Here is a 15,964-nt window from a genome sequence, read left to right as displayed (position 1 = left end):
CAAAAGCGTCCAACTTTAGGGTTGATGTCCGTCGTGAACAGCGATCCTCAGATTGGCCTCAGCGTTGCCCTGAAGCAGCGGGCGCGAGAGGAGGGCTTCGAGCCTGTCGGCATCGCCCGTCTCCCAGGGAGTCCGAGACTGCAGATGCGGACAGCGGCTCTGGAGCGGTGGCTCGAATGCGGTGATCATGCGGACATGGGCTGGATGGCCTCACCGCGCCGCCGCGATCCGAACGTGCTCCTGCCCGGATTGGCCAGTCTTTTGGCCGTTGGACTGAACTATCACGTCGAGACAGTGCCGAAACCAGGACGACTGCGCGTTGCGCGGTATGCCTGGGGACGGGACTACCACCGGGTGGTGGATCAGCGGCTCAGACGCGTGGGCCGCTGGCTGTCAGAGCAGCGTCCGGATTGCCGATGGCGCGTGTGCGTCGATTCGGCCCCACTCCTGGACAAGGCCTGGGCTGAGGAGGCTGGTCTGGGCTGGATCGGAAAGCACAGCAACGTAATCAGCGCCCAGGAGGGGTCCTGGATGGTTCTGGGACATCTTCTGACCACCGAAGAGCTGACACCGGATGAACCCGCCCGCTCCCTCTGCGGACGCTGCACCGCTTGTCTGGACGCCTGCCCGACGGACGCGATTCGCGAACCCTTCGTTGTCGACTCAGGGCTTTGTCTGGCGTATCACACCATTGAAAACAGGTCCGCTCGTCTTCCTGAATCGATCAGCGAAGCGCTTGGCCCCTGGGTCGCCGGCTGCGACATCTGCCAGGAGGTGTGCCCCTGGAACCACCGATCACTCCCAAGCACCAGAGATCCTGAACTGCAGCCGAAACCCTGGCTGATGGATCTGACCCGGGACCAGGTGTTGAGCTGGGATGACGATCACTGGGACGAGCAGCTGAGAGGGTCGGCTCTGCGGCGGATCAAACCGTGGATGTGGAGGAGAAATGCGGCAGCTGCACGCATGAGTGAGCCCCCTACGATTTAAGGAACGACTCCACTCCATGGGATCCAGCCGAACGCCCATCAGCAGAGGTCTGCAAGCAGCGCTCGTCCTGGCAGGAACTCTGACTCTGGCTCTGCCGGCAAGGGCCATGGTTCCCTACGTCTACCTCCCGACATCCGAGGAACTGACGGGATCTGCCATGGGGATCGGGCGCACGGCCGCTCAGCTTCTGCAGTTCGATCAACCCCGTGAGGCCGCGAAACTTGCCGCGCTGGCGGTTCGCCTCAATCCGCAGGACGAAAGGCTCTGGTCCGTGCTGGCTGAAGCCCAGCTGCGCAACGAACAACTCGATCAGGCCAGTTTCTCACTGGCTCGCGCCAAGGATCTCAATCCAGAGAAGGCGGGTCTCTGGTTTGCGGAAGCCGCGATCGCCCTGCGGGCTGAACGTCCGGAAGAGGCGATCCCACTGATTGACAGGGGCCTTGCACTCGACCCCGACAACCACGCGGCCTACTTCGATCTCGGGAATGCCCGGATCATGCAAGACGAACTGCCGATGGCGCTGAAGTCATTTGAGAAAGCCACCGCGCTCAAGAAGGATTTCTGGGAAGCCCTGAACAATCAGGCTCTGGTGCTTTACGAGATGGGCAACCGGGATGAAGCGATCCGCCGCTGGCGTCGGGTGCTGAAGATTGAAGTCAACGCGGAACCGATGCTGGCTCTCGCTGCCGCTCTGTATCAACAGGGAAAGAGCACCAGCAGCGAAATCCTGACCTTGGCGCAGGACGCCCTGGCCAGCGATCCGAATTACGTTCTCGCACCGCATCAGGAGGAACAGCTGTGGGGCTATCGGATCCGTCAGGCAACAGCCAAATTGCTGGCTGAACCGGAATTGGCCGCCAGTGTGGAGCGGGCACAAGCCAACGCCACATGGAAGAAACGCCGCTGATCATCTGTAGGCTGAGCGCCTTCCGCCCAGGATTCAGCGGACGAGATGGCTGAGGAGCGCGTTCAACCGATCGCCCTGCATCAGGAGATGCAGCGCTCCTACCTCGAATACGCCATGAGCGTGATCGTGGGCCGGGCTCTCCCTGATGCCCGCGACGGCCTGAAGCCGGTGCAGCGGCGCATCCTCTATGCGATGCAGGAGCTCGGCCTCACTCCGGACCGGCCCTACCGGAAATGTGCCCGTGTCGTCGGAGACGTGCTCGGCAAGTACCACCCCCATGGCGACCAGGCCGTCTACGACGCCCTCGTTCGTCTGGTGCAGACCTTTGCGAGCCGCCATCCACTGCTGGATGGTCATGGGAACTTCGGATCGGTGGACGACGACCCAGCGGCCGCCATGCGGTACACCGAAACACGCCTGGCACCGATCGCTCACCAGGCCCTGCTCGAGGAGATCGGCGATGACACCGTCGACTTCGCTCCCAATTTCGACGGTTCCCAGCAGGAGCCCACCGTGCTGCCGGCGCAGCTCCCCTTCCTGCTGCTGAACGGCTGCTCCGGAATCGCGGTGGGGATGGCCACCAGCATTCCGCCCCACAACCTGGGGGAGGTCGTGGATGGTCTGATTGCCCTGATCCGCCAACCCGATTTCAGCGACGACAAACTGCTGCAACTGATTCCAGGCCCTGATTTCCCCACCGGTGGTGAGGTGCTGCTCAGCGCGGGGCTACGGGACACCTATCTGCACGGCCGAGGCAGCATCCCGATGCGGGGAATCGCCCATATCGAGGAGGTGCATCCAGGCAAGGGACGCCACAAACGCAATGCCGTGGTGGTGACCGAACTTCCCTATCAGCTCAGCAAGGCGGGCTGGATCGAGAAGCTGGCGGAATCGGTGAATGACGGAAAGATCGGTGGGATCGCGGACATCCGTGATGAAAGCGACCGCGAGGGAATGCGGGTGGTCGTGGAACTGCGCCGGGATGCCGACCCTCAGAACGTGTTGAGCGATCTGCAACGTCGCACCGCTCTCCAGAGCAACTTCGGAGCCATCCTTCTGGCGCTTGTGGATGGTCAGCCCCAGCAGCTTTCCCTGAGACAACTGCTCCAGACCTTCCTGGATTACAGGGAGCTGACGCTGATCCGAAGAACCAGCCATGCCCTGAGAAAAACCGAAGACCGCCTGGAGGTGGTTGAAGGACTGATCACAGCGCTGAACAGTCTTCAGGCTGTGATCACCATGATTCAGGAAGCAGCGGATGCCGCCTCGGCCAGAGCGAGTCTGATGGTGCGCCTCGATCTGAACGAACGTCAGGCGGACGCGGTGCTGGCCATGCCGTTACGACGTCTCACAGGTCTGGAGCAGGACAGCCTGCGCAAGGAGCTCGACGATCTGCGGAGCGAACGGGATCGTCTGAAGCTGCTGTTGGAGAACCGCGATCAGTTGCTCGACACCATGGTCGCGGAACTGAAAACACTGAAAAAGCGCTTCGCCACCCCTCGCCGAACCCGTCTTGTGGAGGGAGGTGATGCCCTGATGGCGGAACGAGCCGCCAGTCAGCGCCCGAACACCGAACTGCTGCGGCAACAGGCTCTGGCGGCCTTGCCTGGAGATGCGCGGTTGCTGATCCAGGCCGATGGTCAGGTGAAGGTTGTTTCGCCTCAGGTGCTGGGCCGCATGCACCTCAGCGAGCCCTGTCCTCTCGGGGATGAACCCTCACCGGCCAGGCTGATCCTGCCGATCGAACCTCCTCCACGCCTGCTGGGGATCAGCAGCAGTGGACGGGTCGCATCGCTGCGGTGGGAATTCGCCGGACAGCAACCCGGTTCCCTGGAGCGGTTTCTGCCCACAGGACTGGAAGGTGACCCACTGGTGTCCATCGCTGAACTGCCCGACGGCGATGGATCCGATCTCAGTCTTGGTCTGCTCAGCAGCGACGGGCGTTTCAAGCGCCTGCCGATGAGTGAAGTGCTGGATCTCTCCGGACGCGCCACCAGCGTGGTGAAGCTGAAGGAAGGCGTCGAGCTGGCATCCGCACTGATCTGCCGGGAACACAGCGATCTTGTGCTGGTGTCGGATCTGGGAAGGATTCTGCGACTTCCGGTGAATGAAACAACACTGCCGTTGATGGGTCGTCTGGCCCAAGGTCCGATGACGATGCGCCTGCTGCCGGGAGAACAGCTCGTCGGAGCTCTCTGCATCAACGTGGCGGAACAGGACCCGACTCTGTTCATGGTCAGCGGCAAGGGACGCATGACCCGCCTCGACATCACTCCGCTGCGCCGTTGTCAGCGTGGAGACCTCGGCTGCATGGGAGTGAACCTTGGATCGGATGACGACAGGATCAGGGGCATCAGCAACGGTGACGCCCTGATCGGACTCATCTCGGACCGGAGCCGTCATGGTCGACTGGAGACCGGTGAAACCACCCTCAGCTCGCTTGGAGGTGACTTCACCGATCAAATCGATCTACGCAGCGGCGAAGCCCTCAGCTCGGTCGTCCCTCTGACGCGCCGCTGATCAGCGACCGGCGATTCCAGCGGGCTCCAGCATCAGTTTGCTGTTGAGAAGCTGTTCATCCATCGGAATTGGATAATCGCCATCGAAACAGGCTGTGCAGAAATTGCCTGATTCAGCCTGAGCCGCCTCCACCATTCCTTCCTTGCTGAGATAAGCGAGTGAATCGACCTTGAGGTGTTCCTGAATCTCCTCGAGAGTGAGCCTGGCAGCGATCAGCTGATCCTGCGTGTCGGTGTCGATGCCGTAGAAGCAAGGATGGGTCACGGGCGGGGAACTGATGCGCATGTGCACCTCCGTGGCACCGGCGTCCCTCAGGGCAGTCACCAGTTTGCGACTGGTGGTGCCTCGAACGATGGAGTCATCGATGACGACCACCCGCTTGCCGGACAGCACATCCGGCAATGGATTGAGCTTGACCCGGATGCCGGCCTCCCGCATCGCCTGGGTCGGCTGAATGAAGGTGCGACCGACATAACGGTTCTTGATCAGCCCATCCCCGTAGGGAATGCCGCTCTCCTGTGAGAACCCGATGGCTGCGGGAATACCCGAATCCGGAACACCGATCACCAGATCGGCATCAACGCAGGATTCGCGCGCCAGAGTGCGGCCGATGCGCTGGCGATAGCTGTAAAGCGATTCTCCGAAGAACTGGCTGTCCGGACGAGCGAAATAGATCATTTCGAACACGCAGAGCCGATTCGGCTCAACACTCCAGCTCTGGCGTTCCGGAACGATGTCTCCAGCACGAAAGCGCACCAGTTCGCCGGGTTGAACATCATCGACGTAGCGGGCTCCGATGATCTCAAGCCCACAGGTCTCACTGCTCACCACCCAGTGCCCGGACTCAGGCTCGCCGAGATGACCGAAGACAAGCGGACGAATGCCGTACCCGTCGCGGATGGCGAACAGCCCCTGCGAGGTGCCGATCACCAGGCTGAAAGCTCCCTGGCAGAGCTTGAGCGCTGAACGGATGGCTTCGGGCCAGTCGAGACCGCGATCAACCGCCTGCTGAACGGCGAATGCGATCAGTTCCGAATCGGTGGTGGATGTGAACTCGGCCTGTCCGTCATCGACCGCCTGCCGAAGCTCCGCCGCATTGACCAGGTTGCCGTTGTGGGCAAGGGCGAACGCCCCCAGGCGGGTCATCAGCACCACCGGCTGCGCATTGCAGACCCGACTGCTGCCGGTGGTCGAATAACGGTTATGACCGATCGCCAGATCCCCTGGCATCCGGGCAAGCACCTCCTGGTCAAACACCTGGCTGACCAGGCCCATGTCTTTATGCAGACGGACCTTGTCCTGATTGAACACGGCAATGCCAGCCGACTCCTGGCCTCGATGCTGAAGCGCATAGAGGCCGAAGTAGGCCAGGTTGGCCACAGGCTGCTCCACCGCGAGAACGGCAAAGACTCCGCAGGCCTCCTCCATCCGATCGGGACGCTCCCCCACGAGCTGCTGCACAGGGCGCCTCGACTTCAGAAATCCTTCACAATTCTGCCCCACGCCCTGCCGCCCCCAAACGACGAGGCAACGCATCCTCATGGATTCGGCGCAGGCTCTCGACCGAATGATCCAGGACATCCCGATCCGCGAGACGCCAGTGCAGGCGAGCATCCTGCTGAACAAAACCCAGAGGGGTGACCGGACAGGCCGGCGACGAGAGAACCAGACGCTCCCAGGCCTCGAGAGAGGCCTGTTTGACGGACACCACTACACGCGCACCGCCTTCACCGAACAGCAGCCGCTGCACTGAACCGCTGAACGGCGAGAGATCCAGGGCAACACCAAGCCCCGAAGCGATGCAGCACTCCGCCACCGCCACGGCCAGACCACCATCACTGCTGTCATGCGCTGACGCGATCAGACCCTGACGGATCGCCTGTCGCAACAGAGTCTGAACAGACCGCTCCAACGCGAGATCAACCCGTGGCGGACGTCCGGCCAGGGTGCCGTTGACGAGCTGCTGATAACTGCTGCCAGCCAGGCCGACCCGTTCATCCTCACGCTCCTCCGGTGGAACCCCCAGAAGAACAACGGAGTCCCCGACTTCACACCAACCGAGACCCACCACCCGACGGATGTCCTCAACCAGCCCGACCATGCCCACCACAGGCGTGGGATGGATCGGCCGTGCCGACCCGTCATCCCCCCGGGTTTCGTTGTAGAGGGAGACATTCCCCCCCGTAACGGGCGTTTCCAATGCCCGGCAGGCCTCTGAGATCCCGCGGCAGGCCATGGCCAACTGCCAGTAGCCAACAGGTGTTTCAGGAGATGGGAAATTCAGGTTGTCGGTGACCGCCAGCGGTTCGGCACCGACACAACTGAGATTGCGCGCCGCTTCGGCGACGGCGGCCATCGCACCCCGCTCAGGATCAAGCGCGACCCAGCGGTTGGGGCAATCGACGGTGGCCGCGACGCCTCGCTGAACAGCCTGAAGGGATCGCTCTCCCTGCTGAGGCCGCAGACGCACCACCGCGGCATCCGCCGCACCGGACGACACCACGGTGTTGGCGAGCACCTGCTGGTCGTACTGGCGATAGACCCAGCGCTTGCTGGCGATCGTGGGGTCATCGAGGAGAGCCAGCAGAACGGAGCCCGGATCGTTCAGCTCTGGAAGATCCCGTTCCTGCCACTGCCAGAGCAGCTGCAGATCCGCAGGAGCCTCCTCCAGCAGATCGTGCTGTTCAACCGGTGTGTCATCCGCCAGGGCAGCTGCAGGCACCTCCGCAGCCACACCGCCCTGATGCAGAACCCGCACCAGTGGCTCATCCAGCACCCGTCCGACCACGGCAGCCTGAAGGCCCCAGCGATGAAAACGCTGCATCAGCCGTTCCTCGCAACCGCTCTTGACCACGAACAACATCCGCTCCTGCGATTCCGACAACAGGAACTCGTACGGCGTCATGCCGCTCTCCCGGGCCGGCACACGATCAAGGTCCAGTTCCACACCAAGACCACCCTTGGCAGCCATTTCGGAGCAACTGCAGGTGAGGCCGGCCGCTCCCATGTCCTGAGCAGCCACCACATCTCCGCTGGCGAAGGCCTCCAGACAGGCCTCGATCAGACCTTTCTCCAGGAAAGGATCCCCCACCTGCACCGCCGGACGGTCGTCCAGGGAATCCGCACTGAGTTCCGCACTGGCGAAGCTGGCCCCCCCCATGCCATCACGACCGGTGGTGCTGCCGACGTAGACGACGGGGTTCCCGATGCCGGCCGCACCGGACTTCACGATCTCACCGGTCTCCATCAGACCGAGCGCCATCGCATTGACCAGGGGATTGCCGGCATAGGAGGGATCAAAGGCAACCTCGCCGCCGACGGTGGGAACGCCGACACAATTGCCGTAATGAGCGATCCCGGCGACGACACCCTCCATCAGGCCGACATTGGCGGGATCCTCCAGAGGTCCGAACCGCAGCGCATTAAGCAAGGCAATGGGTCGGGCTCCCATCGTGAAAATGTCCCGCAGGATGCCGCCGACACCGGTGGCCGCCCCCTGGAAGGGTTCAACAGCCGAGGGATGGTTGTGACTTTCGATCTTGAAGGCAAGGCGATGCCCGTCGCCGAGATCCACCACACCAGCGTTCTCACCTGGCCCGACGAGAATGCGCGGTCCATCGGTGGGAAACCCGCGGAGCAGGGATCTGGAATTGCGATAGCAACAGTGCTCCGACCACATCACGCCGAACATGCCCAGTTCGGCTCGGTTCGGAGCTCGCCCCAGACGTTTGCAGATCTCCTCCCAGTCTCTGGGCTTCAGTCCCTCGGCCCGCACCGCTTCAGCAATGTCGTATCCAGGGGCATCGGGAGCAGCGACCACCAGTCTGAGAGCACCTTGCACCAGTGTTGCCGACCATGCGTCAGCCGCTCAGACCCAGGGATCCTCATCCCGGTCCTTGCGACGCGACGGCTGAGGTTGATTCCAGAGTTCATCCTCCCAATCCTCGAGAGGATCGGCGTCGTCCAGGCGGGACCTGGATGGTGCTGATGCCGGTGAACCCTCGTCCTGCCAGGGAGGCTCATCAAGCCAACCCTCAAGCCTGTCGCCGGCCCGATCTCCCATCTGACGCAGTTGATCACGCCATCGCTGCGTGCGTTGCAGCAGGTCCTGGCGAAGACTGGCCCGATGCAGAGGCAGATCCTCCAATGTGGTGAGCCCTGTGGAAACCACACCGGGACGCTGATCAAGAATGCGATCCGGAGTCAGCCGCCAGCGGGAGCTGCCAGGCAGGCGTGGATCACTGCGGGCAACGAGGTACTCGCGGATCGCTCCGGTTGCCGTTGAGAAACTGAGATCCACCAGAGTGCCCAGCCGATCACCATGACGGTTGATCAGATCCGCATCGATCAGCGTCGGAAGCCGATCAAGGGTGGCCTGATCACTGACGGAAGGATCCCCCCGCACGAACACCTGCTGATCTGTGAATCCACAGCATTGATCAAGCCTCCAGACATCACGGCTGAGCCGTAACGCCGATGGCCGGCTGACCCAGCCGAGCAGACGATGCACCGGTGGATGCATCCACACCATCACACCGGGGCCGTGATCAAGCCCACGATCACAGCGGACGGTGTGATTCAGAAGATCGCTGAGCAGAAGCTGGTCGGGAAGACTCAAGTCAGGAACGGATCTGAACGGGCATCACCAGATAGGTGAAGCTCTCAGTTTCACCTTCCGGCTTGAGCACCGCAGGAGTTGTCGGTGCATTGCAGTGAAGAACCACCTGATCAGTGCCGAGAGCCTTGAGACCATCCAGCAGATAGCGAACGTTGAAGGCGATCTGCATGGCATCACCGGTCAACGTGGCTGGAAGCGACTCGGATCCCCTGCCCACATCCTGAGCATCAGCACTGAGCTGGACCACTCCATCATCAGGTTGGGTACTGAATTTGACGACATTGTTGTGCTGATCCGCCAGAACAGCGATCCGCTCCAGGGCGGCGATCAGAGCACGGCGATCAAGACTGATGGTCCGCGTGAATCCATCCGGAATCAGCTGCCGGTAATTGGGATATGTGCCTTCCAGCGTGCGGCTGGTGACCATCTGATCAGCAGCCAGGAACACCACCTGCCCGCGATCGCAGAACAGACTCACCGGCTCCTCTGATCGCCAGCCTGCCATCAGTCGCTCCACCTCCCGCAGAGAGCGGGCGGGAAGAGTGACGGCGAAACCTTCCGACTCGGGGTCATCAGAGGGAGCAGCATCATGAAGGGCATCGTCCACCTCCAGAACGGCGAGCCGATGCCCATCGGTTGCCGCCGCCTCGAGGGACTTTTGGGTGAATCGGAGATGGACTCCTGTCAGCAGCTGCTTGGCTTCATCGGCACTGCTTGCGAACAGGGTGCCTTTGAGGGCCTGAACCAGACCGGATGCCTGCAGTTTCAGCGGCTGTCCGCTTTCGACCATCGGCAGATCGGGATAGTCGTCTGCCGGCATTCCCCGCATCTGATACGAGCCACTCAGGCTGGTGAGTTCCACCTGTTCCCCGGCGTCATCCGTGGCCAGGGTGATCGGACTGTCGCTTGAGAGGCGGGAGACGATCTCTCCCAGAAGCCGGGCCGGAAGGGTGATCGCGCCGCTGCTGTCGATGCTCGCTGCCAGAGAGGTCTGAATGCCGAGGTTGAGATCAAAACCTGTGAGGCTGAGGCGATTGCTGCCGGCATCGGCTGTCAGCAGCACATTGGCCAGCACCGGATGCGTCGGTCGCGTGGCGACCGCACGGCTGACCAGCTGAAGAGCGGCATTCAGCTCGGACTGGGAACAGACCACTTTCATCGTGCTGCAGGCCTGAACGTGTCGTGGAGGTGCCCCACCGTTTCACAGCGTTGAGGGAAGTGCAATGCCGTGATTCCATCCGCGTCCTCTTCGGCTGTTCTATTCAAAAAAGAAGAAGAACAAATGAAAAACAGCCGTCGTAGGGGCTGTGGGAATGGGGAAATCTCGGATTGATCGCAGTCTTCGTCTGGGGTTTTGGAGCTCAATGGCTGGTGAGAACAATTCGACGCCTGTGGGATGAACAGCGGTTTTCCACTTGTTCACAGGCCGTGAAAAAACCTCCGTTGAGCGGACGCTCCAACAGAGGTTCTCTTTCCCCAGGTTCTGAAGAGTGTTTTCGGCGGTTGTCCTCAGGCGCTTTGGCGATTGTCTACCGCTTCAGAACCCCATCACGTCGGCAACCGTGGCCAGATCAGGATCCAGATCCGTGTGGAAGGCAGCGTCGTTGTTGTTGATCGCGCAGTCGGGATCCTTGAGGCCGTTGCCGGTCAGAACGCAGACGACATTGGCTCCTGTCGGGACTTCATCGCGTCGTTTCAGCAGACCTGCCACTGAAGCGGCGCTCGCCGGTTCGCAGAAGATTCCTTCCTCTCCACCCAGCAGCTTGTAGGCATCAATGATTTCCGCATCGGTGACGTCCAGAAAGGCCCCGTTGCTCGCCTGACGGGCTGCGATGGCCTTGTCGCGGTTCACGGGATTTCCGATCCGGATCGCCGTGGCGAGTGTTTCGGGCTCTTTCACGGTTGTCCCATGCACAAGAGGGGCTGATCCACTGGCCTGAAAACCCATCATTCTCGGCAGCTTCCGGCTGTGGCCTGCCTGCTGGTATTCCTGAAATCCCATCCAGTACGCGGTGATGTTCCCTGCATTACCCATCGGGATGCACAACCAGTCGGGTGCTTCCCCGAGGGCATCGACGATCTCGAAAGCAGCGGTCTTCTGACCCTGCAGCCGGTAGGGATTGACGGAATTCACCAGGGTCACGGGGTACTTCTCCGCCGCTTCCCGAACGATGTCGAGGGCTCTGTCGAAGTTGCCGCGGATCGCCAGTACTTCTGCTCCGTACACAAGAGCCTGGGCCAGCTTTCCCTGGGCGACGTAGCCGTCAGGAATCAAGACGAATGCGCGCATGCCTCCCCGACGGGCATAGGCCGCTGCGGCCGCCGATGTATTTCCGGTGCTGGCGCAGATCACGGCTTCACAGCCGGCTTCCTTGGCCTTGCTGATGGCCATGGTCATGCCGCGGTCTTTGAAGGAGCCGGTTGGATTCAGGCCGTCGTACTTGACATGGACGGTCACACCCCTGCCGATGCGTTCGGCAACGGACGGCACCGGAATCAGCGGTGTGGCGCCCTCCCGCAGTGTGATCACCGGTGTCGACCTGCTGACCGGCAACCAGGCCCGGTAAGCCTCGATCAGCCCAGGCCAGTCCTGCATCACCGGCGTATCGGCGAATCGTCGACGGAGGTTCTGAACGAAGGTCACCGGATCGCTGATTACCTGAGCCGGAATCTAAGTGTCAGGGCTCAGAGACCTCAGGGTTTTCCATCCTTCAGACCGTCCAGCGGTGAGTCTGAGAAGAACTGCACGAGGCCAGCGATGGACTGTGCTTTCTCAATGACTGCAAACAGTGCCGGAAGATTCACAGCCATCACCTCGTTGGGATACGACTTCAGGAAATTGACAGCTGTCAGGCCGCCGTCTTCCTGCAATCCATTGATCACACCGGCACGGATGGCAGGGACGCTGACATCAGGAGACGGCGAATAGATCGGATAAATGATCTTGCCGACACGACGGACGATGGCATCTCCGATCCGGGTGTTGATCAGCCGGCTGGTCAAGACAAGTGGAAGCTCCAGTTTCTGATTGAGTAATTTCGCGACGTCCTCGGGTTTCTGTCCGGAGATCGTCAGCAGATCGTCCAGCAGACCGATGGCTTCACCGGTTTCGGCAAGATGCTCGACTTCCTTCACGGGAATCGAGCGTCGGAATCCTCCGGAAACAAGAGCAATGTCCACTGCGGCCATCGCCTTTGGCGTTGGACAACCGATTGCGAGACCGGTTGCTGCGACAAACCCGAACACGGATCGACGGCATCTCCGGAGGCTGACCATCACTGCTTTGTTTTGACGAAACCTAAGCGGGAACTCCAGCGGCGACTCGCACGAGGCGGACAACTCCCCGTTCGGCCAGACCCTGCGCCACCTGTAGGCCCATCCGGCGTGCGTCGGGCTCATTGATGATTCTGGGAAGGCGTTTCATCAGCAGATCAGGGCTGAACCCCGGTAGAGATTGCAGAACGCCGATCAGTTGACGGATCGGTTCGAGCTGGAGCAACGGATCGTTCTGGATCGACCTGTTGGCCGACATTCCAGGAGGCTGCAGACGTTTTGGCAGCCGTTGGCCCAGGCGCTGCATCGTGAGCCACCCGAAGTCGTCAAGACGTTGCACCGTGGCATCCACCAGCTGCTCTCGCAGCAGACCACCCTTCGACGAGAACAGGAAGTCGAGAAGTTGGTCGAGGAGTGTGTCCAGGTCGAGGTCGGTCTGACTGGCAGCACTGGAGACCAGGTTTTCGAGGCGTGTCCAGCGGAAGATCTCTCCATCGAAGAGCATTTCCTTGAGGCTCTGTCGCAGCTGAGGATCCGGATCTTCCATCAACCTGCGAGCGAAGTAGGGATAGGCGGCGCCGAGGATCTTGAAGTCGGGGTCCACGCTCAGAGCGATCCCTTCAAGAGTGACGAGTGAACGGATGATCAGCGCGTAATAGGGGGGAACTCGGAAGGGGAATTTGTACATCACACCGGACATATCGTCTGTCACGCTTTTAAAATCCATTCTGTTGACACCCATCTCTATTGCTTGACTGAAAACCGATTCAAAGGCGGGTACAATTGGCTCGAGATTGACATCTTCAGCAAGAAATCCAAGGGTAACAAAATCTTTCGAAAGTTTGTTGAAATTCCTATTAACAAGATGCACCACTGCTTGGATCAAGCCTGTTCTTGATTCACGACTGACTTCACTCATCATCCCGAAGTCCAGATAACAGAGTCGTCCGTCTTCGAGCGCCAGAAGGTTTCCAGGATGGGGATCAGCATGGAAGAAACCATGCTCCAGCAGTTGCTGAAGACTGCAGTTCACCCCAACTTCGACCATGTCGTCAGGGTTGACACCCATGTCGCGAACGGCTTCGAGGTTGGTGAGCTTGACTCCGTCGATCCATTCCATGGTCAGCACGCGACGGCTGGTTGCCTCCTGATGAATCCGGGGAACGGCGATGCGAGGGTTGTGGCTGTGAAGTTCACGGAACTGTTCAGCATTCGCTGCTTCGTTGAGGTAATCCATTTCCTCAAACACCCGCTTGCCGAGCTCATCAATCAAGGCGACCAGATCACTCCGGATCAGTCCGATGTTGCTGTTCAACCAGGAGGCGATGTTTCGGACGATGTAGAGATCGAGTGTGATCTGCTCGCGCAAGCCGGGGCGCTGAACTTTCACAGCGACCCGTTCTCCGTTGTTCAGAACGCCTCTGTGGACCTGTCCGAGGGATGCGGCCGAGATCGGTTCCCGTTCCAGTTCCAGGAACAGTTCATCGATCGGAGCCTGTAGGTCCTCCTCGATGCAGGCCATGGCCAGATCACTGTCGAAGCCGGGCAGTTGGTCCTGCAGTTGAGCGAGCTCCTCCAGCAGAACGGGTGGAACGATGTCCGGTCGGGTGGACAGGGCTTGTCCTGCCTTGATGAATGCCGGTCCCAGATCCACAAGCAGGGCTGCGCACTCCCGGGCGCGGGAACGGGCCTGCCGAGGGTCCTGCAAGCGTCGGAACAACCAGTCCCAGCCCACTCCGATCAGAAAAAGACCGATCGGCACCAGGGTCTGCCACAGGCGTCGGATCAGCCGTTGTGGATGGCCTGCATAGATCCGTGTGATGGCCGCAGGGTCGTACTCCAGCAGTCCAGCGGCTTCGATGAAGTCACCGAGCTCCTGCGCCATGGTTCCGGTCTGAAGGGACTCCCTTCTAAACGAACCGTGTCGCCGCTACGGTCAGCACGACCACAGGAGCTGACTGTGCTCACCGGTCTTCAGCTGCGGAACATCGCTCTGATCGACAGCCTCGAGCTTGTCTTTCAAGCCGGTTTCACTGTGCTCACAGGTGAAACGGGTGCCGGTAAATCGATTCTTCTCGATGCTCTCGATGCCGTTCTTGGTGGTGCTCAGGGCGCAGCAGGTCTGCGATTGCTGCGTCCAGGCTGTGATCTTTCCCGTATCGAAGCCAGTTTTGAAATCACCGAGCCGGTGGGTCGCTGGCTGAGCCGCGAAGGACTCGCTGACGATGGACAGGACGAACTGATCGTCAGCAGGGAATGGCGACGACAGCAGCCCGAGCGGGTCACCAGTCGATCACGCCTGAATGGCGTCGCGGTCAACCGGCAGCAGTTGCAGGATCTGCGGCCCTTGCTCATCGATCTCACCGTTCAGGGTCAGACACAGCAGCTGTCCCGGTCCGGTCAGCAGCGTCGTTGGCTTGATCGTCTCGGTGGGGCTGGTCTCGCCGAATGCTTTCAGGAGGTTCGTACGGCTTGGCAGCTCTGGCGTGAGGCTGCGGCTTCCCTGCTGGCCCTTGAAGACAAGCAGGAGGGCCTGGAACGGGATCGGGCCGAGCAGGAACAGCTGCTGGATCAGCTCGAGCAGGCCTGCCTGGAGGATCCGGATGAGTGGGACCGGCTGCAGCGCGAGCAGGATCGGCTGGTTCACGGGGTTCATCTTCAGCAGGGCCTGGCTGAGGTGTTCGGCCGTCTACGCGATGGAGCGGATCAGGCTCCGTCTCTCCAGGATCACTTCGCAGCGGTGAATCAGGAGCTGCAGGCCATGAGCCAGATGGATGCCTCGCTGATTCCCCTGCACGATCGGGCTCTCGATCTCCAGACAGGGGTCGAGGATCTTTTGCGGTCTCTGGATCAGTACGGGGTGGCTCTTGAGAGTGATCCTGAGCAGCTCGATTGCATTCAGGAGCGGCTCGAACAGCTCAAGCGGCTGCAGCGGCGTCATGGGCTGGATCTGGCTGGCCTGATCACCCGTCGGGATGAGCTGCGGGAGCAGCTCATGGAGGGGGGGGTGTCTGCCGATCTGGAGCGATGGCGTCAGAGGGAACAGCGGTGTCGATTGGCTCTTGATCAAGCCAATGCCTTGCTGCGTGCGGCGAGGCTGGAGGCTGCCGAGTCTCTGCAGAACTCGCTTCTTGATCTGCTGCCGCCCATGGGACTGGCGAATGTGCGCTTCGAAGTGGAACTCCTACCCATCGATCCCACGGAACACGGGTCGGATGCCGTGCGCTTTCTGTTCTCCGCCAATCCCGGACAGCCCCTCGCACCGCTGATAGAGGTGGCATCCGGAGGGGAGATGTCGCGGTTTCTGCTGGCACTGAAGACAGCTCTCGCCGCGGTGGATGGGTCCAGCACGTTGTTGTTTGATGAGATCGATTCCGGCGTGAGTGGCCGGGTCAGCGGTGCGATGGCGGAGCTGCTCCGTTCCCTGGCGCGGCATCGGCAGGTGTTCTGTGTGACCCATCAGCCCCTGGTTGCGGCAGGGGCTGATCACCATTTCCGCGTCAGCAAGGACGTGCAGGACGGCATCACCCGTTCACGGGTGTCCCACCTGCGGGACACTCAGCAGCGACAACTGGAACTCGCTGAGTTGGCCGGTGGTGATCAGGCCCGTGCCTATGCAGCCAGCCTGCTGGACCAGAAATCTGCCTGAAGTTTCG

The 15,964-nt window shown here is 61.1% G+C and carries 11 protein-coding genes; 4 read left to right on the top strand and 7 right to left on the bottom strand.

Annotation, left to right across the window (positions count from 1 at the left end):
* Positions 1–24: 24 nt before the first annotated feature.
* The 3 genes from queG to KR49_RS08175 are packed head-to-tail and all read left to right on the top strand — an operon-like array spanning position 25 to position 4,417.
* Entirely contained in the window at positions 25–990 is a 966-nt protein-coding gene (gene queG, locus KR49_RS08185) for a tRNA epoxyqueuosine(34) reductase QueG (protein ID WP_043693946.1), read from the top strand.
* Between the two features lie 16 nt (positions 991–1,006).
* A complete protein-coding gene (locus tag KR49_RS08180) occupies positions 1,007–1,897 on the top strand; it encodes a tetratricopeptide repeat protein (protein ID WP_043693943.1) in 891 nt (296 codons plus the stop codon).
* A 45-nt stretch (positions 1,898–1,942) separates the two neighbouring features.
* Positions 1,943–4,417, top strand: coding sequence for a DNA topoisomerase (ATP-hydrolyzing) subunit A (locus tag KR49_RS08175; protein WP_043693940.1), 2,475 nt, complete (start codon positions 1,943–1,945; stop codon positions 4,415–4,417).
* Here the strand turns inward: KR49_RS08175 and purF are convergent, their stop codons facing one another.
* The 7 genes from purF to KR49_RS08140 form a co-directional block, all read right to left on the bottom strand.
* Complete coding sequence (gene purF / locus KR49_RS08170; protein WP_052378214.1) at positions 4,418–5,953, bottom strand: amidophosphoribosyltransferase; 1,536 nt, start codon at positions 5,951–5,953, stop codon at positions 4,418–4,420.
* A complete protein-coding gene (gene purL / locus KR49_RS08165; protein WP_043697148.1) occupies positions 5,904–8,237 on the bottom strand; it encodes a phosphoribosylformylglycinamidine synthase subunit PurL in 2,334 nt (777 codons plus the stop codon). Before purL ends, purF begins: the two co-directional genes overlap by 50 nt.
* Before the next feature lie 48 nt (positions 8,238–8,285).
* Positions 8,286–9,035 carry a hypothetical protein gene (locus tag KR49_RS08160; RefSeq protein ID WP_043693935.1) on the bottom strand — a complete coding sequence of 250 codons (750 nt, stop codon included), beginning with the start codon at positions 9,033–9,035 and terminating at the stop codon, positions 8,286–8,288.
* Between the two features lies 1 nt (position 9,036).
* Positions 9,037–10,194 (bottom strand): DNA polymerase III subunit beta, encoded by a 1,158-nt coding sequence (gene dnaN, locus KR49_RS08155; protein ID WP_043693932.1) that lies wholly within the window; start codon positions 10,192–10,194, stop codon positions 9,037–9,039.
* A 378-nt stretch (positions 10,195–10,572) separates the two neighbouring features.
* Positions 10,573–11,631, bottom strand: a complete 1,059-nt coding sequence (gene thrC, locus KR49_RS08150; RefSeq protein WP_052378320.1) for a threonine synthase — start codon at positions 11,629–11,631, stop codon at positions 10,573–10,575.
* 98 nt (positions 11,632–11,729) lie between these two features.
* On the bottom strand, positions 11,730–12,224 hold the full coding sequence (locus KR49_RS08145) for an alpha/beta hydrolase (RefSeq protein ID WP_253912737.1): 495 nt from the start codon (positions 12,222–12,224) through the stop codon (positions 11,730–11,732).
* Between the two features lie 109 nt (positions 12,225–12,333).
* Positions 12,334–14,193 carry an AarF/ABC1/UbiB kinase family protein gene (locus KR49_RS08140; RefSeq protein WP_043693924.1) on the bottom strand — a complete coding sequence of 620 codons (1,860 nt, stop codon included), beginning with the start codon at positions 14,191–14,193 and terminating at the stop codon, positions 12,334–12,336.
* Positions 14,194–14,268: 75 nt separating this feature from the next.
* Between KR49_RS08140 and recN the strand changes: the two genes are divergently transcribed.
* Positions 14,269–15,957, top strand: coding sequence for a DNA repair protein RecN (gene recN, locus KR49_RS08135; RefSeq protein ID WP_043693921.1), 1,689 nt, complete (start codon positions 14,269–14,271; stop codon positions 15,955–15,957).
* Positions 15,958–15,964: the final 7 nt, after the last annotated feature.

The organism is Synechococcus sp. KORDI-49 (assembly GCF_000737575.1).
Taxonomy (GTDB): Bacteria; Cyanobacteriota; Cyanobacteriia; order PCC-6307; family Cyanobiaceae; genus Parasynechococcus.
Note: the sequence above shows the minus strand (reverse complement) of the source record. Positions and strands in the feature narration are given on the sequence as shown.

What these genes read in the sequence shown, in the direction of transcription:
- thrC (WP_052378320.1), bottom strand. Translation starts at nt 11,631, where the DNA reads ATGCAGGACTGGCCTGGGCTGATCGAGGCTTACCGGGCCTGGTTGCCG.
- purF (WP_052378214.1), bottom strand. Translation starts at nt 5,953, where the DNA reads ATGCGTTGCCTCGTCGTTTGGGGGCGGCAGGGCGTGGGGCAGAATTGT.
- dnaN (WP_043693932.1), bottom strand. Translation starts at nt 10,194, where the DNA reads ATGAAAGTGGTCTGTTCCCAGTCCGAGCTGAATGCCGCTCTTCAGCTG.
- KR49_RS08175 (WP_043693940.1), top strand. Translation starts at nt 1,943, where the DNA reads ATGGCTGAGGAGCGCGTTCAACCGATCGCCCTGCATCAGGAGATGCAG.
- KR49_RS08180 (WP_043693943.1), top strand. Translation starts at nt 1,007, where the DNA reads ATGGGATCCAGCCGAACGCCCATCAGCAGAGGTCTGCAAGCAGCGCTC.
- queG (WP_043693946.1), top strand. Translation starts at nt 25, where the DNA reads ATGTCCGTCGTGAACAGCGATCCTCAGATTGGCCTCAGCGTTGCCCTG.
- KR49_RS08145 (WP_253912737.1), bottom strand. Translation starts at nt 12,224, where the DNA reads ATGGCCGCAGTGGACATTGCTCTTGTTTCCGGAGGATTCCGACGCTCG.
- KR49_RS08140 (WP_043693924.1), bottom strand. Translation starts at nt 14,193, where the DNA reads ATGGCGCAGGAGCTCGGTGACTTCATCGAAGCCGCTGGACTGCTGGAG.